This is a genomic window from Nostoc sp. 'Lobaria pulmonaria (5183) cyanobiont', assembly GCF_002949795.1.
In the GTDB taxonomy this organism is placed as follows: Bacteria; Cyanobacteriota; Cyanobacteriia; order Cyanobacteriales; family Nostocaceae; genus Nostoc.
The window spans coordinates 6,165,135-6,181,797 of record NZ_CP026692.1 but is presented as its reverse complement, the minus strand read 5'-3'; the positions used below and the strand labels follow the sequence as shown (position 1 = coordinate 6,181,797).

Sequence of the window (16,663 nt, the reverse complement as noted above, 5' to 3'; positions counted from 1 at the left end):
GACCCGATTAACATTTGCTGTTATAGCCATTGACAGCTAAAGCTTGATTGATCTGGCTTAATAGGTCTTCCATTGATATTGATCGCGGTAAGATTTGGGTAGCGATCGCACCAACAACAGTTTCTATCGATTCCAAACCATTCTTCTGCTTGTTAATTTCCTGATAAGCTACTCCATCCGGAAAACTGGTTTCTGAGCGATTAAATCGCTGATTTAATACCAAAATTGGTGGCAACTTTAAAGGCGAATCTCCTAATTTTTTCAGTGCTTTGAGTACATCTTTGTGGATAGAGGTTTCTCCTAAACAAATTAGCAGTAAGTCAACGCTTTCGTGGCGAATTTGTTGCAACACTTCTGCCCAACAAGGACTCATCGCCGCTTTGAAGCCTGCTGTTTGGAGGTATTGAATTAAAGCTTGGAACCATTCAGATCCCCGTTCAGCAGTTTCACTACTAATTGAGCAATTTTTTTCTGTCCGATAACCCTTAGCTGGCTTACGTCTTACCTGGGGGAAATCCTGTAGCATTGTTAAATCCACTACTAAGATGTTGGAAGGGCAGCAAATACCAGAAGCAATTTCTAGTACTGATAGTAAAGCATCTGTTTTCTCAGTGCGACTGTTGTTATCTTTAGTAAATGGTGTTAAGTAAGGAAATACAGATAGCTCTGGTATTTTAGAAGCAATTAAGGTAGTTGCAACATCGCAAGTCACCAGTGGTATAGCTGCTAAACGCGGATGTCCAATTAGTTGTTGCAAATAAATTTGGGCGGTGGTACTTTCGACATCTAACAAAATCACATCAAACTGCCATACCCGCGCCAAAAGTTCTGCCTGATCTAGGTCATCTACTTCAATCACCCGATGTTCTCGAAGTGAGGGGTGGGGATTGACCGATTCTAACTGGGGATTCACCAACCTGAGAATTCGCAGTGGGGTTTTAGTTGGGATAATTGCACTATTATTTAACCCTATCTGCGGTATTACTTGTGCAGTACATAATTTTTCTAGAACTGGTGCTAAGACCTGATGCTCTACTGGCAAACTTAAGAAGCCATCGGCTCGGTTGGCAAATGCTTGCTCCTTTTCGGCTCCCGTCGCTGTCACAATTACAGATATATGACGGGTTGCGGTGTCAGATTTTAGTAAAGTCAGTACATCCCAACCTGATAGCAGGGGTAACAACGGATTTAAAAATATTGCTATTGGTTGCAAGCGCCGCGCTTTTTCGACTGCTTCTGTCCCCGATCGCGCAATCACTACCCGATATCCTAAACCTTTGAGTTGTTCGGTCAAGTCTTCAATATATCGAGCTACAGCCTCGACTACCAAAACCAACCTTTGCGAACTCGCAAGATGATGCTGTGTGGGCGTACTAGGATGCTGACGAGCGGTGGCGAGATTTTCCCGTGTCGGTTGGTATTGTGTCTCCTCGTCTTTTCTGATTCCCATATCTGGTTCCGAAAAGCCTGTTTTCGGGGGACTGGGCGGCAGAAGTAGGGTAAACTGGCTACCTTTACCTTCACGCGATAAGAAGCTGACATCTCCTCCGTGGAGGCGAGCCAAGGCGCGAGTTAATACTAGCCCTAAACCAGTGCCTTCAAATTGGCGAGTCAGGGGATTTTCTAGTTGTTGGAATTTTTGAAAGATTAAGTGTTGCTGGTGTTCAGGAATGCCAATACCTGTATCCCAAACTGTAAAGGCAATCCATCCTTCCCAACGACTCACCCGCAGCCCAATTTCGCCAGATATTTCGGTGAATTTAAAGGCGTTGGAAAGTAAATGTACTAGCATCTGGCGTAAGCGCAATTCGTCTGCCACCATCTGATCTAGACCTAGTTCAATGGAAAGACTGAATTGAGGAGCAGATGAACGGGCATTTGGAGGTGGCGGGGCAGATGTTGCTTTGGTGGTTTGAGTGTGGATAGCTTTGGCTTCCGATAGGGCGCGATCGCACACAGTACTGATTTTCACCGGAGTCAGTGTCAAATCCATTTGTCCCGTTTCCATCCGGGTCAAATCTAAAATGTCATTCACCACACTCATCAGGTGGCGTCCGCTTTGATGAATCAGTCCCGCATAACGGGCTTGACGCTCGTTAAGTTCTCCCAACTGCTGATCCACTAGCAAGCGCGATAATCCCAAAACAGCAGTTAGAGGAGTTTTGAGTTCATGACTAATACAAGCTAAAAACTCGTCTTTTAACCGATTTAGTTGAATTAAATCGGCATTCTTCGCTGCTAGTTCTTTACAAAGTTGCTGCTGTTCAGTGACATCAGTAGCTAAAATCAACCACAAATCAGTGCTGAGTGCAATCTCCTCTTGGGCACTCATAACTTTAAACTCAGGACTATCTAAGGGAATTTTGGCAAACTGCCAGATTTGCTCTTGACCATTTTGCACTTCGACAACGCAGGTACAAGTACCCACCTGACTATCCAAATAGCATCGGCTGTATGCAGCATCAGTTGATGCTTGCTGAATCAGTCCTTCACCAGTATGCTCATTCTCCCTACCATTGGAATGAACTTTGATTGCTGGTTGGGTGACATATTCTGCTATTTCGGAGCGTTTAGGGACAAGTATTGCCTCCACCTGTTGCCTAACCCCTTCTGGATCTTTTAAGGTTCCTAATTGCTGCCACCAGGCGGGATTTCGCGCTACCACCTCGCCAGTACCCGTTTGCAACATTAAAGCCCAAGGCAGTCTTTCTAGCAAGTGTACCAGTGGCTGGTGTCCTAACGACTTGGGTTCATTTGGCGCACCATCATACTCATGACGATGCTCGCTAGACCTTTGTAAGCCAGCCATACGTTCTTGAGCCAGCGATCGCAACAGGCGTGAACTATCTAGCAGCCCCAAATATCGACCATCAGAGTCAATCAGCGCCCAATCTAAGTTTTGGGGTTTTTCGACTTGTGAATCGCACCAGCGCAAGCTTAATCGCTCTACACGCTCAGAAGCTGATATTGTCTGTATTGGCTCAATTAGACCTTGACCCCAGGTAGAGAGCGATTGGTGTAAATTTAGATTTTTATCGTCACTTTGTGCTAATAATTTTGGGATTAAACGGGCAGAATACAGCAATCCGATGGGGCATTGCTGTTGATTCACTACTACCAAGCGATCGCACTGCTCTTGCTCAAAAATCTCCAACACCACTGCCAGAGAACTTGTTTGGAGGCAGCTAGGTACGGTTGCCTGAAAGTCATAAAGCGGGTAATCTAGCATTAACATAAGGATTTTGGGGTCATTCTTCCTGTGGAACCCTCCGGCACTTCCATCTGCCAGTTGATGGTCTTTTCGCCTGAAGTCATATCCTCTAAGAAGACTCATAATAAGCAACTCTGGTTATTTCAACGCCATTAAAACAAGGGGATTTACCCTAACGGACACTTACTTGCGAACGAGTGCATTTTTCCCAGAGGCGACGTTTCTCATTTCTAGCAACTAGCCTCCCCAGTGTCTTACTGGTATTTAAACTCCTCATCGATAGCGACGGCTAAAACAATTATGGCCCCAAAGATTCGCTTTATAACCTTGAGGAATTATAATGATTTGGAATGCGACAATCCTTTAAGTTCGTTTAAGTATCTTAATCAAGGAGCAAAATAAAAAAATTTATCTATTTATATACATAGATATGTAAATCATGAGTCAATTATTGTGTCTTCCTATACCGACGAATACGCGATCATCAAAGACCTACTAAGTTCTACCAGTTAGTTGCTCCACTAGATTGTTGAGTGCTTAACACTATCTGCTCACATAGAGCGTTATTTTGGGATTAAATCAGCAGTTTACTGGACACGCAGCATTCCCCTACAAGCGTTAGCCAAACTTATCAACCCGCGTTTCTTGGTCAGGGCGATCGAGGAGATATATTCAAGAATAGATGTTATTACCGATATTGATTCTGCAATCTCATATTAACAAATGCTTAAATAATCCAGTTGACTTAGCCAACCTAAAAGGTTTGAGTACGTGGGTAGGGAAATTGATGGGCGCAATTATTACCCAATTTTGCTACTTACCTATTGCCGCAACGACCTCTGGAACAATCAACTACTTACCAAATTGGCTGCCACTAAATCTAAGTAAGGCATACACTAGCAACTACGTTTATGTATTTGCCAGTCAGATGCAAAAAAGCCAACAGCACTTTCAGGAGATGACTCCAGCAGAAAGACAAGAATTATTAAGACAGCTTAAAACAGATTATAGCCTGATTCTTATAGATTATTTTACTACAGACAAAACACTCAAAGATAAAATTGATAAATTCATCAATACTATATTTTATGCTAATATTCCTGTGCCTCAAATAATCGAAATTCACATGGAGATAATTGAAGAATTTTCTCACCAGCTAAAATTAGAAGGAAGGAGCAATGAAACCTTACTTGATTACCGCCTAACGTTGATAGATATCTTGGCTCACCTGTGCGAAGTCTATAGGAGTTCGATTTCTAAATAAAATAAATTAAATTTCTTGCTCTGTATTCAACTTGGAACAAACTACAACTGTGAGTGACTCACGATGCACGGAAAAATATTGTATTTCTTTGATGATGACTAGTTATTAAGTATATGAATAAAGCCAGAAAAACCTACGTTCTCAAGCTTTACGTAGCAGGTAACACCCCTAATTCAGTCCGAGCATTAAAAACACTCAAAGATATTTTAGAACAAGAGTTTGAAGGTGTTTATGCTTTAAAAGTGATCGATGTGCTGAAAAGCCCGCAACTAGCGGAAGAAGATAAAATATTGGCAACGCCAACATTATCTAAAATTTTACCTCCACCCGTTCGCAAAATTATTGGGGATCTTTCAGATAGAGAAAGAGTGTTGATTGGGTTGGATTTGCTCTATGAAGAACTGAGTGAAGAAGATTTTGAAGAGTAAAATTTTAATCATAAAAAATTGAGTACAAGTTTTAGTAATAAAAAAATAGGTTTTAATCTCCTTTTATTATCAAGCAATGAATGAAAACGAGCAACTAGAACCAAAGCAACCACCGAAAAATGGGGGTATAGAAAAAATTCGGACGATGATCGAAGGGTTTGACGATATTAGTCATGGTGGTTTACCAATTGGTAGAACTACCTTGCTCAGCGGCACATCCGGCACAGGCAAAACTTTATTCTCTCTTCAGTTTCTCTATAACGGTATTACCTATTTTGATGAAGCAGGAGTATTTGTAACCTTTGAGGAATCACCAAGTGATATTATTAAAAATGCTCATGTTTTTGGTTGGAACTTGCCTCGCTTAATTGAAGAAGGCAAGTTATTTATTCTGGATGCATCTCCCGATCCAGAAGGTCAAGATATCGTGGGAAATTTTGACCTTTCTGCACTTATTGAGCGCTTGCAATATGCCATCCGCAAATATAAAGCTAAACGAGTTTCAATCGACTCAATAACAGCGATATTTCAGCAGTATGAAGCTATGGGAGTAGTGCGACGCGAAATTTTTCGCCTGGTAGCACGTCTCAAATTATTGAGTGTCACCACTGTAATTACTACTGAACGTAGTGAAGAATATGGGCCTGTTGCCTCTTTTGGAGTAGAAGAATTTGTTTCCGATAATGTAATAATTGTCCGCAACGCTTTAGAAGGAGAGCGCCGCCGTCGCACAATTGAAATTCTCAAATTGCGCGGCACAACTCACATGAAAGGCGAATATCCCTTCACGATTACTAATGAAGGAGTTAACATCTTCCCACTCGGAGCAATGCGCTTGACTCAACGTTCTTCTAATGTCAGGGTATCTTCTGGTGTCAAAACCTTAGATGAAATGTGCGGTGGTGGTTTCTTTAAAGATTCAATTATTTTGGCAACAGGAGCCACAGGTACTGGCAAAACCCTGTTAGTCAGCAAGTTTATTCAAGATGGCTGCCTTAATGGAGAACAAGCAATATTATTTGCTTATGAAGAATCACGCGCCCAACTATCTCGTAATGCTTCCTCTTGGGGAATTGATTTTGAAGAATTAGAACATCAAGGTTTACTCAAAATAATCTGTACTTATCCGGAATCAACTGGTTTAGAAGACCACTTACAAATTATTAAATCAGAAATTGCTATTTTCAAACCCACTCGGATTGCTATTGATTCCCTATCAGCACTAGCTAGAGGAGTTACAAATAATGCATTTCGGCAGTTTGTTATTGGTGTAACAGGTTATGCTAAACAAGAAGAAATTACTGGTTTCTTTACCAACACAACCGACCAATTTTTAGGAGCGCATTCGATTACTGACTCTCATATTTCCACGATTACCGATACAATTCTGATGTTACAGTACGTAGAAATTCGCGGAGAAATGTCGCGGGCAATTAACGTATTCAAAATGCGCGGGTCTTGGCATGATAAGGGAATTCGTGAGTATAATATTACTGCTGATGGCCCAGAAATTAAAGATTCTTTCCGAAACTACGAACGGATTATCAGCGGTGCTCCTACTCGCGTTAGTATCGATGAAAAGGCGGAACTTTCTCGCATTGTTAGACGTTTTGAAGACAAACAGAGTTCCGAACCCTAAATTTAGTATCGTAGTATATTCTTTCCTAAGTTTAGTATCGTGCTATATTCTGTGGTGAAGAAAGGTTTTCTGCCGCTAGATTGATTTTCGTGTGAGGGGATGCGGTGAAAGGACAGCAATTATTTTATAGCTTCTTACCTGGTGTAACGGCAGCAGTCTTAACAACTCAGCCGGCTTGGGCTGGTACTGCGAAACTAACTGGGGTACAACTGGCGTCTTCTCCTAGTGTTTTGACTTCTACTTATGGTCAAGGCTTGGTTGTGGACACCATAAATAGGCAACTGCCTAACAGTGCAAATGTTAGTGTTCCAACTCTAGTACCTGCTTTGGGTTTTACTAAACTTAGTATGAAACCTTTAAGTAATAACAGTATTCCAGTATTTACGGCTGAAAATACTGTTGTGCCAATAAAACAACTACTTAAGAAAGATAAAGGTAGATTTTTCAGTTTGACACCTACCTCTAATCCTTCCCAAGTTCAAAAGAATCAAAAACAGAGTAATTCAATCGCTTATGGGCAGAAATTAAAGAAGATAGTAGTTCCCAATTACACTTCAAAACCCCCTTCTGTCCAAAAAGGAATTTTGTCCCTGTCTTCTACGCAGCAGCCAGTGGTTCAAAAAATAAATACTGTTACTCAGTTGCAAACATTTTTACAAACTTCAGCCACAGGTGCAGGAGCAGCAAAACTTTTGTCAGCGCAGAGGTGTCCACAGGAGTTGAGCAAAAGCAAAACTGACTCCTTGGCTGATTTGCTATTAACCTCAAGCACTTGTTTACAACAAAATGCTATTGGTCGCTTGGCTCAGATTAATACCACGATTCCGGCAGATTCGACTCCAATCACTGCGCCAGGAACCGTAACTCCTGCACCAGGGGGTTCGGTGCAACCTGTTAATGTACCAACAACCGTAACTCCGGCGCCAGGGAATTCGGTGCAACCTGCTACTTTACCAGGAACTGTAACTCCTGCACCAGAAGGTTCAGTGCAACCTGCTACTGTACCAACAACCGTAAATCCTGTGCCGTCAGGGCGGGTACAAGTTCCAGAGAACCTGATTCCTAACTCAAATCCCCTACAATTTCCCACCAAAGCGGAGGAAGTTAGACTTCAGGAAAATCAACCAATTACTTTGGCACAGGCTCTAGAGCTAGCACGGCGTAATAATCGGGATTTACAGGTGTCTCTATTAGAGCTAAAACGCAATCGAGCAGCTCTACGCGAAGCGCAAGCTGGTTTATTGCCCACTTTGGGAATTAGCACGGATATTACTCGCAGTCAGTCTGCTAGTGGTCAGCTTCAAGACAAATTAAGCGCACGAAATGGTTTTCCTTCTAACCAAGATCAACCCGGTACATCTTTCAATGGTTCAGCACAACTTTCATATAACCTTTATACTTCTGGGAGAGTGCAAGCTAGCATCAGAGCGGCTGAAGAACAGCTACGTTACTATGAGTTTGCTGTAGAAACTCAGTTTGAGACAATTCGTCTGAATGTTGCCACTGACTACTATAATCTGCAACAAGCGGATGAACAAGTACGCATTAGTCAGTCGGCTGTAGTGAACTCTGAGGCTAGTTTACGTGATGCAGAAGCTTTAGAGCGAGCTGGGGTTGGTACGCGGTTTGATGTGTTGCGATCGCAGGTGAATTTAGCAAATGCCCAACAAAATTTAACTAATGCTAGATCCCAGCAGTCAATTTACCGTCGTCAATTAGCAACTCGGATAAGTTTGCCGCAAGCAATAAATATCAGTGCCGCTGACCCTGTACAATTAGCTGGTCTTTGGAACCCAACCCTAGAACAAAGTATTGTGTTGGCTTATCAAAATCGTCCAGAACTGCAACAGCAGTTGGCACAACGCAATACCAGTGAGCAACAGCGTAGGCAGGCCCTTGCGGAGCTGGGTCCTCAAGTTAGTTTGGTCGCCAACTACAACCTGCTAGATCAGTTCAGTGATAATGTCAGCGTTACTGATGGTTATTCATTCGGAGTTCAGGCAAGCCTAAATTTGTATGATGGGGGAGCAGCAAGAGCAAGAGCATCTCAACAGGAAGCTAATATTGCGATCGCAGAAACTCAATTTGCTGAACAGCGCAATCAAATTCGCTTTCAGGTAGAACAAGCCTATTTTACCCAGCAATCTAGTTTGGAGAATGTTCAAACCGCTAATACCGCTTTAGAACAAGCTAGGGAAGCTCTACGTTTAGCACGTTTGCGATTCCAAGCTGGTGTAGGTACTCAAACTGATGTCATTAACTCTGAAAATGACCTCACACAAGCTGAAGGTAATCGAGTCACAGCAATTTTGAGTTACAACCGCGCTTTAGCTCAGTTACAACGGTCTGTTACCCTCAGAGCATTCCGCTAATTAGCTGAAACTCAACTGAATCAGTATTTTTGACTGCTGTTGTGTTTTGTAATGCACTTTGTACCTGCTATTAGAGCATCACAGAGTCCAGTAGCATTTCTAATAACAAAGTTAGCTAAAAGCCTCATTAATTCAGTGTATTTACTGGAAACATGAGGCTTTTTAGTCTAAAAGACAATATGTAAATTGTGATTTTTTAGAAATTCTTTAGCGATCGCTAAAGGATAAGAGTCTATCGAGAATAGGCTACTATTCTAGGCTGAGAATTTTACTCCCCTTCTTCCAGTAACAAAAGTTTTTCCGCTCTTCTTATGCCAATTCTGTATAAAGATGCGCTAAATTATATCAGGAACGAACCGCATAGACGCAAAGCGGCTGATTGCAGGATAGGGCGCATTCGCGTAGCGTCCCGTTAGAGAAGGACACAAAGGAAGAAAGAAAATTTGGCGCCGCCTCACAAAGAAATGGTATTAAAAGAGGGTTAGGCAGAAGTCGTAGGGAAGGAGTTGTTTTTGTGAGGTCTGTATTGGACTTAACAGAGAAGCGCTATAGTCAAATTTGGACTAACATAACTGAGTGTCCGATCGCTTGCCTTTTCAAAGACTCATGACTAAAGTAACATCTCAAGAAATTGCACAGTTTCGCTCTCAATTGGCAGATGATAAGAGCGATATGGAAGCGCTGGATTTGATTGAAGATTGTGATGGAGATTTGGAAGATGCGGCGATGACGCTAGCTATCCGAGCCGGACAAGAACCAGAAAGAGCAAATTCCGAGTGGTTAGATGCCTTGGCGAGAAAATGGCGTGTGGTGATTTGCGAACAAGAATATCGCGAAGATTTGCTTAATACTTCACCTCAAAAGATGATGGAACATCTAAAAGCAATGCCGATGTTTCCGAAAATTTTGGCAACACCAGTTTTGATTTATGTCCTCAAGCAAGGCGTAAATAATTTTTGTGAGCCACTAGATTCGCTAAAGTGATCGGATGTACATTTAACTTGTGCTAAATTATGCGATGGCTGCGGCGGGCTACGCCTACGCAGTTTGCAGTTGAGTTTAATACAGACCTAACAAGAACAGCCCCTTAAGAGCTAGCGTTGGGGAGTAAGACTGCTAACTCCTAACTTCTGTACAGACGCGATTAATCGCATCTGTACTCCTAACTCCTATGCAATGCAAGATGATTCGACCAGGACTGATACGCTGTTAGTTAAGGCAAAACTTCTATTAGACAAATTGTAAAATCAATGAATTACCTTGTTGCCGTATTACCAGACCGCATTCAAGCCGAAGCTGCTTACTTAGCTTTAGAAAAAGAAGGCATTAACAGCACTATTTTGGGGAGGGGGTATAAAACGGCTGACGAGTTTGGCTTAATTGACCCCACAGAGCAAGCTAAAAAGCAAGCAAAACAGATGGCAACCTGGCTGATACCATTTGGCTTTTTTGCAGGTTTTACATTCAGCCTCATTACTGGTTTAGATACTTTTGCTTGGGCGGGTGAAGTTGGCAATCACATTGTTGGCGGACTGCTGGGTGCTGCTAGTGGTGCAATGGGTGGTGTGTTTGTCGGTGGCGGAGTCGGTTTACTTATAGGTGGTGGTGATGCTTTACCTTATCGCAACCGCTTAGATGCGGGTAAATACTTGGTTGTCGTTCAAGGTTCTGAAACTTTTACTCGCCAAGCAACCAAAATATTACGTCAGTTTGATCCAGAAAATATCCAAGGTTATGCCGACACAAGTAGTGTGTAATGAATCCTAGTTTACACTTCACGACACAGCGACTTGAGTTGCTTCCCTGTTCTTTGGAGGTGGCGCAAGCCGTTGTGATAAGAAATAAACCCCAAGTAGAAAAGCTTTTGGGGGTATGGGTTGCTGATGATTGGTATGCATCTGAAGTGCTAGATTTTTTTCCAATGTATGCTCAGATGCTAGTAGATGATTCTTCCTAGTTGGGTTGGGGTATCTGGCTAATGATTCACGTTGCTGATTCTACCCTGATTGGTGATTTAGGATTTGGTGGCAAACCCGATCGCACAGGAACTGTAGAAATGGGTTATGAAGTCTTATCAGCTTATCGCCGCCAGGGATTTGCTTTTGAAGCAGTAGAAGCACTGGTCGATTTTGCCTTTACTCAGCAAGAACTTAAGAGAATGAGCGATAATTCTCCAGACGATCGTGTTGGCTCGATTCGCATTTTAGAAAAACTGGGAATGCAACAAATTGCTAGGGATGAAAATCTGCTGAAATGGGAATTAAAGTTAGAATCAAGATAGTTTTAAAGAGGGGAATAGGGCATGGGGGAGCTACTGCGGTCTTCTCCCAAAGGGAGAGGTTAGCGCCAAGAGGTCTCCCCAAGTGGAGCAAGTGGCGTCATTGGTAAAAGATAAATGACAAATGACAAATGACAAATGACTAATTCATAATTTTTAAGAATGTTGCCACGAGAAGAACTTTTAAAAGGTGTTGAAAATCGAGATAGTGTAGCTCGTGCAATCGACCAAGCAGAGCAAGCGATCAAAACTTGGGAAGTGGTTTTGACAGATTTTCTATCTCCCCCAGAATTGGCAGAAATTCAACGGGTATTTAACCGATTAACAGAAGTGCAATTGGTGGCGTGGGGTGGATATCCGCAAGCTGAACGCCAAAGAATAGCGATCGCTCGTTCGGAACTTCCGTTAGATCAATCTCAAGTCAGCCTTGTAGCCGTGGAAATTGCTGGTAATTTCCTGTTTGATACCGCTTCTCACCGCGACTTTTTAGGCGCAATGTTGGGGACGGGAATTGTTCGTGAAAAAACGGGAGATGTAATTGTTTTAGGAGAACGAGGGGCGCAGGCGATTGTTGCACCAGAGTTGGTGGAATTTTTGTCAATGAGTCTCAAACAGGTGCGATCGGTTCCTGTGAAAACTCAGCAGATTGAGCTAACCGAATTAAAAGTTCGAGAACCCAAGAAAAAAGAATTAACTACTGTGGAGGCTTCTTTAAGATTAGATGCGATCGCATCAGCTGGTTTTGGTATGTCCCGCAGCAAAATGGTTGATTTCATTGATGCTGGTGATGTCCGCGTCAATTGGAAGGAAGTAACCCAAGCTAGTTCTCAAGTCAAATCAGGCGACTTAATCGCCATTCGCTCAAAAGGGCGTTTAGAAGTTGGGGAAATCGCCGTTACAAAAAAAGAGCGCTACCGAGTTCAATTAACAAGGTATATGTAAGAAGTGAAGAGTGAGGAGTTTGAAATACACCAGTTTATTTAACTCCAAACTCCTAACTTGTACAGACGCGATTAATCGCGTCTCTAGTCCTAAATATATACTTAATACTTAAGCTTTAAAGTGTTTTGCTAACATATTCAGTAGAAGTTTGCGCGGTACAAGTCGAGATAATTTGCTTCTAATTTGAGTGCTACTATCAGAGCTAATAACAGTTGGATAGCCTTTTTCTAAAGCCTCTAAAGATTCCAGAACCACTTTTTGGGAAGAATACACTTTATCTGTACTGCTTGCCAGTGCTGGAGGAAAATTAGCTTCTGCAAAAAAGTTTGTTTCTATTGGCCCTGGACAAGTGACTAAAATACGGACACCATACTGATAATTTTCTGCCCATAACGCTTCACTAAAGCTGAGAATAAAAGCTTTACTAGCAGCATAAACAGAAAGGTATGGTATCGGTTGAAATGCGGTAATAGAGGATACGTTAATAATACTTCCAGAACGACGTTGCCGCATCAATGGTAGAAATTTGTGGGTTAAATCTACCAATGCCAAAATGTTTAATTGTACGATTTTAACTTGTTTTTCTCCATCCCCTTCAGCAAAATCACCATAAGAACCAAAACCAGCATTGTTGATTAATAAGTCAATAGTTAATCCTTTTGCTTTCGTGGTTTCAAATACACTAGCAGCTGCATTAGGTTCTGTGAGGTCTTTTACTATAACGTCTACTTGAATTTTGTGTTGTTCTTGTAGTTGTTTAGCTAATTGGCTTAGTTTGTCTTCAGAACGAGCAACGAGTACAAGATTTGTCTTGCGTGCAGCTAGTTCTTGAGCAAAGGCTTTACCAATACCACTAGAGGCACCAGTAATTAAAGCAGTTGGCATTCTACATATTTAGATAGTTTTTAAGCGCTTACAAATCTTAGCTATGCTGACTATAAATTTTAACTACCCAAAGTGATATATCCAAAAGGGTAAAAGCAGCACTTAGTACTATGAAATCTGAATTAAGGCTTGCTCCAATCATAACTTCTTCTTCATTTTGAATTGCTAATTACCATTTTTCAGACCAATAGATAATTTCTGAGTTGGAACTATTAATAGCAACGCCGTAGCTATCTCCATGATTCCACTTAAAGCCAGGTCTACCTTTGTCATCTGTATTTAATACTAATATTTCATAAGTAGCTGGAAAAGATTCTGTAGGAGAGTCACTAGTGTAGAAGAAAGTTGTCGGCACACCGTTAGGTTGATTTATGTGGTCGTTTGTGTTACCACCTCTATATTTGTGCTTGGCACTATTTCTGTATTGTGAAAGTAATTTTTCTATCTTCTTTGGTGGCTCTTTTAACCTAATTTGAAAAAAACTACTTCCTTGCAAAATTTGGGGAGAGTAAGCAATACGAACGTCTTTAGCATCAGGGGGAATCTCATTAGGAAAATGTTTTACTTGGTCATTATCAGACCATAGTTGATTACGAATTTCTTTATAGCGTGATGTATCAGTTATGATTTTAGGCTCACTAGTACTGCTAAAAGTTGTTCTCAGAAAAAAGCTTCCCCCGACAATACTAAGACTAGCAAGGGCTAATAGAAATTGCGATCGCTTCATCAAGTTGGGTGTGTCTAACTTTCATAGTCATATACCCAACTAATAAACTAAATTCGTACTATTACGGATATCGAATCAGAGATATTAACAGAAACTTTGTGTATTCAGAGTAAAATGGGGATAATTGTAAAATTAATGTGAAGTTGGTCAATGATTACCTAATCAAATACCGTAGGCGATCCTCATTGAGGGCAGTACTAACGTTGTAGCTAACGAAATCAATTCTACAGCTATCCATTTTTTTTCAATTCTTCCTGATGCAGCAATAACTAAAGCGGATATATAAATAGTAGATGCACCTTAATTAAATCACAGCCTTCAGCTTTTAGTTGAAGGCTTTTTTTTATTACTGATATTTTTTATTCAGAAACAAAATAAATTTACTTAAAATTTTAATTTACCCGGATATGGCAAGAAATAAAGCGGATTAATAAATGGTAGATGCACCTTAATTAAATCATAGCCCTCAGCTTTTAGTTGAAGGCTTTTTTATTGCTAATAATTTTTTATTCAAAAAAAAAGAAATCTTTTCAAAAGTATAATTTACCCGGATATGGCAAGAAATAAAGCGGATTAATAAATGGTAGATGCACCTAAGAATTTATAGCCCTCAGCCAAAAGCTGGAGGCTTTTATTATTTCAATATCGATGGCAGCAAACTGGGAGCTAACCACACTGCATAACCAATAAATCCAAACAGTAAGGTAATTAGGGCAGTAATGCCGTAGCTGATGCAAATTAATAAACCGTCAGATTCGATGGTGGCAACAGTCAAAAGTAAAATACCGATAGTAGGGATAGGATTTGTAAACGGAATTGGTAATATTAGTAATACTGTTAATAAAGAGATACAAAACCCATTAATTCGCCAAACCAAAGGATTCTGAGCTATTTTTGCTAATCGGGGACGGGCGATTTTCTGGAAAACTTTGGTAAGCCGTCCCAAATTTTGCAAAAGTAACTGCGCGAAGGAACGAGGAAATTTGTAGTTAGCGATTCTTTTCGGTAGCCAAGGCGATCGCCTTCCTAAAACCATTTGCACTGACAATAGTAAACAAGCACCACCAAATGGGCCAGTTAATCCCGGTGGCATAGGAAGTAAAAAAGGCAAAACTAATAATGTAATTACCAGGCTGAAGCCCCGTTCTGAGGTTTCTGTCAGAATATCACCTAGAGTCAGAGGTTGTTCAGCTAGGCGTTGCAACAGGGACTTTATATCTTGAGAAAATCTCAGATGCATTTGGCGTGAGTTGATGCGAGTTCCCACTTTGTAGTAAAGGGAGATGAAGGAGAATAACTTCTAAACTCTGCCAATTTTAGATTTTGGATTGAAGGAAAATCTAAAATTGAATGACTCCTAACTCCTGCTTTCCGGGGGTACAAAAACAGCTATAGCTTTAGGTATAACCCGAAAATGAGCAGGTGTGTATGTAGTGATTTCACCATCTGTATTAATAGGGTGAGGTTTGCGAGTATGTACCTCTATTTCTTGACCTTGATGGGAGCGTACACTCTGCCAATGTATATGTCGCCCTCGTCGCATTGCGGGTAGTAATAATATAACTTGCCACCAGTGTTCAATCTCCAAGCTATAAAGGTCTAGTCTTTGATCGTCTATTGTGGCATCGTCAGCCACTGCCATACCACCACCGTAATAGCGGCCGTTACCGACTGCAATTTGCACTGTTTTGACGCGAACTAATTCACCGTTGATCGCAATCTCTGCTGTAAAAGGTCTGGCTTCCAAAATCACTTGCAATGCAGTAGCAGCATAAGCAAATACTCCCCAACGGCGCTTAACTTCTTTGGTAAGTCGTTGGGTAATTTTTACACTCAATCCCATACTGGCAACGTTAAAAAAATGCTTGTCATTTACACAACCTAAGTCGATGCGGTGTAAATGTCCATCTGCAATAATTTTGCAAGCTTCGTTGAGGGAATTTGGGATTCCCAAAGTTCTTGCTAGATCGTTGGCAGTTCCCAGAGGCAAGATTCCCAAAGGTAACTGAGTCTCAATTAAAGCATCTACGGCAGCATTTAGAGTACCATCTCCTCCGCCAATAATTACCAAGTCAACTTGATGCTTATAGCGAAGTATAACTTCAGCAAGATGTTTGGGATCTTCTGTAGACTCCTCAATTAAATCAAAACCAAGTGTTTTCAGATATTGAATCGCTTCTGACAGACCCTTTTGCCCTTGGCGAGCATGACGATTTACTAACAGCAGTGCGCGGGAACTCATGGGTAGTACCTTTTGTTGTTGATATGTCCAATTATCCGCATTTATGTATTCTGCTTAATGTTGACTATAAAAAAGTGTTGAGGCTGTTATGAAAGTTATCAACAATTCATTTTCATAATACTTATTATATTGTGACTACTAATTTTTTATTTTTATTTTTATTTAGTTTAGCTCTACTAGTCCTCAGTGTGTTTATCTTCAGCAAATATAATTATTACTCCCCAGATAAATGAACTTTAGGTGTTTTTATTTAAAAAATAGCGAGTTGTTCAAATATTCTTATGACAAACACAAGGAATATTTTTCCTTAAAATAGATACATATACAGCAGATTGCAACTTGGTGAGGTACAGATTATTGTAAGGGCACAACATTATTGTTCCCTTACCTGTGTACGTCATTATGTAGCACTTCTGTGTTGAATCCAATATAGCGCTAGTTGGTTGCTTAACAGGGAAAATCCCGCAACGCACTAGCTCTCCTACTAACGTTGAGGAGTAAGGTTCAAAGTCTTTTTCCTTTTAGAAAATCGTTATTATAATTGTTTAATTTTTGGTTGATAAAGCAATTGTATCTGTCAACTTATGCTGTGACAGATTGACAATTGTCCAAGCTAAAGCGATCGCACCTTGGAAACGGCTTTTTCGGGTAAATCCCTATCTGCATTTTTAATTT

14 protein-coding genes are annotated in these 16,663 nt (G+C 41.0%); 9 read left to right on the top strand and 5 right to left on the bottom strand.

Annotated features, from left to right (window positions below; genetic code table 11):
- Window positions 1–7: 7 nt before the first annotated feature.
- Complete coding sequence (locus NLP_RS27385) at window positions 8–3,334, bottom strand: ATP-binding response regulator (protein ID WP_104909080.1); 3,327 nt, start codon at window positions 3,332–3,334, stop codon at window positions 8–10.
- A 559-nt stretch (window positions 3,335–3,893) separates the two neighbouring features.
- On the opposite strand from NLP_RS27385, the gene NLP_RS27380 reads away from it, so the two are divergent.
- The 9 genes from NLP_RS27380 (at window position 3,894) to NLP_RS27345 (ending at window position 12,134) form a co-directional block, all read left to right on the top strand.
- A complete protein-coding gene (locus NLP_RS27380; RefSeq protein ID WP_104909079.1) occupies window positions 3,894–4,475 on the top strand; it encodes a KaiA family protein in 582 nt (193 codons plus the stop codon).
- A 113-nt stretch (window positions 4,476–4,588) separates the two neighbouring features.
- Entirely contained in the window at window positions 4,589–4,903 is a 315-nt protein-coding gene (gene kaiB / locus NLP_RS27375; RefSeq protein WP_099099291.1) for a circadian clock protein KaiB, read from the top strand.
- 76 nt (window positions 4,904–4,979) lie between these two features.
- Entirely contained in the window at window positions 4,980–6,542 is a 1,563-nt protein-coding gene (gene kaiC / locus NLP_RS27370; RefSeq protein ID WP_104909078.1) for a circadian clock protein KaiC, read from the top strand.
- A 104-nt stretch (window positions 6,543–6,646) separates the two neighbouring features.
- Window positions 6,647–8,914: a TolC family protein gene (locus NLP_RS27365; RefSeq protein ID WP_104909077.1), complete on the top strand. Its 2,268-nt coding sequence runs from the start codon at window positions 6,647–6,649 to the stop codon at window positions 8,912–8,914.
- A 606-nt stretch (window positions 8,915–9,520) separates the two neighbouring features.
- The gene (locus NLP_RS27360) at window positions 9,521–9,898 is read left to right on the top strand and encodes a hypothetical protein (RefSeq protein WP_104909076.1); all 378 of its coding nucleotides are present in this window, start codon (window positions 9,521–9,523) and stop codon (window positions 9,896–9,898) included.
- Between the two features lie 266 nt (window positions 9,899–10,164).
- Window positions 10,165–10,671, top strand: a complete 507-nt coding sequence (locus NLP_RS27355; RefSeq protein ID WP_104909075.1) for a hypothetical protein — start codon at window positions 10,165–10,167, stop codon at window positions 10,669–10,671.
- Window positions 10,671–10,871 (top strand): hypothetical protein, encoded by a 201-nt coding sequence (locus NLP_RS35245; RefSeq protein WP_234017086.1) that lies wholly within the window; start codon window positions 10,671–10,673, stop codon window positions 10,869–10,871. Before NLP_RS27355 ends, NLP_RS35245 begins: the two co-directional genes overlap by 1 nt.
- On the top strand, window positions 10,872–11,195 hold the full coding sequence (locus NLP_RS35240; RefSeq protein ID WP_267894892.1) for a GNAT family N-acetyltransferase: 324 nt from the start codon (window positions 10,872–10,874) through the stop codon (window positions 11,193–11,195).
- 159 nt (window positions 11,196–11,354) lie between these two features.
- Window positions 11,355–12,134, top strand: coding sequence for a photosystem II S4 domain protein (locus NLP_RS27345; protein WP_104909074.1), 780 nt, complete (start codon window positions 11,355–11,357; stop codon window positions 12,132–12,134).
- Window positions 12,135–12,242: 108 nt separating this feature from the next.
- Here NLP_RS27345 and NLP_RS27340 read toward each other — a convergent pair whose 3' ends face one another.
- The 4 genes from NLP_RS27340 to NLP_RS27325 all read right to left on the bottom strand — a co-directional run bounded on the left by NLP_RS27340 (window position 12,243) and on the right by NLP_RS27325 (window position 15,988).
- A complete protein-coding gene (locus tag NLP_RS27340) occupies window positions 12,243–13,019 on the bottom strand; it encodes an SDR family NAD(P)-dependent oxidoreductase (protein WP_104909073.1) in 777 nt (258 codons plus the stop codon).
- 169 nt (window positions 13,020–13,188) lie between these two features.
- Window positions 13,189–13,746, bottom strand: coding sequence for a hypothetical protein (locus NLP_RS27335; RefSeq protein WP_104909072.1), 558 nt, complete (start codon window positions 13,744–13,746; stop codon window positions 13,189–13,191).
- 634 nt (window positions 13,747–14,380) lie between these two features.
- On the bottom strand, window positions 14,381–14,986 hold the full coding sequence (locus tag NLP_RS27330) for an exopolysaccharide biosynthesis protein (RefSeq protein WP_199784706.1): 606 nt from the start codon (window positions 14,984–14,986) through the stop codon (window positions 14,381–14,383).
- 117 nt (window positions 14,987–15,103) lie between these two features.
- Window positions 15,104–15,988 carry a lipid kinase gene (locus tag NLP_RS27325; RefSeq protein ID WP_104909070.1) on the bottom strand — a complete coding sequence of 295 codons (885 nt, stop codon included), beginning with the start codon at window positions 15,986–15,988 and terminating at the stop codon, window positions 15,104–15,106.
- Window positions 15,989–16,663 lie beyond the last annotated feature (675 nt).

Bases quoted from the DNA above. Each gene is read 5' to 3' on its own strand.
- NLP_RS27360 (WP_104909076.1), top strand. From the start codon at position 9,521: ATGACTAAAGTAACATCTCAAGAAATTGCACAGTTTCGCTCTCAATTG.
- kaiB (WP_099099291.1), top strand. From the start codon at position 4,589: ATGAATAAAGCCAGAAAAACCTACGTTCTCAAGCTTTACGTAGCAGGT.
- NLP_RS27355 (WP_104909075.1), top strand. From the start codon at position 10,165: ATGAATTACCTTGTTGCCGTATTACCAGACCGCATTCAAGCCGAAGCT.
- NLP_RS27330 (WP_199784706.1), bottom strand. From the start codon at position 14,986: ATGCATCTGAGATTTTCTCAAGATATAAAGTCCCTGTTGCAACGCCTA.
- NLP_RS27340 (WP_104909073.1), bottom strand. From the start codon at position 13,019: ATGCCAACTGCTTTAATTACTGGTGCCTCTAGTGGTATTGGTAAAGCC.
- NLP_RS27380 (WP_104909079.1), top strand. From the start codon at position 3,894: ATGTTATTACCGATATTGATTCTGCAATCTCATATTAACAAATGCTTA.
- kaiC (WP_104909078.1), top strand. From the start codon at position 4,980: ATGAATGAAAACGAGCAACTAGAACCAAAGCAACCACCGAAAAATGGG.
- NLP_RS35245 (WP_234017086.1), top strand. From the start codon at position 10,671: ATGAATCCTAGTTTACACTTCACGACACAGCGACTTGAGTTGCTTCCC.
- NLP_RS27325 (WP_104909070.1), bottom strand. From the start codon at position 15,988: ATGAGTTCCCGCGCACTGCTGTTAGTAAATCGTCATGCTCGCCAAGGG.
- NLP_RS27335 (WP_104909072.1), bottom strand. From the start codon at position 13,746: ATGAAGCGATCGCAATTTCTATTAGCCCTTGCTAGTCTTAGTATTGTC.
- NLP_RS27385 (WP_104909080.1), bottom strand. From the start codon at position 3,334: ATGAGTCTTCTTAGAGGATATGACTTCAGGCGAAAAGACCATCAACTG.
- NLP_RS27345 (WP_104909074.1), top strand. From the start codon at position 11,355: ATGTTGCCACGAGAAGAACTTTTAAAAGGTGTTGAAAATCGAGATAGT.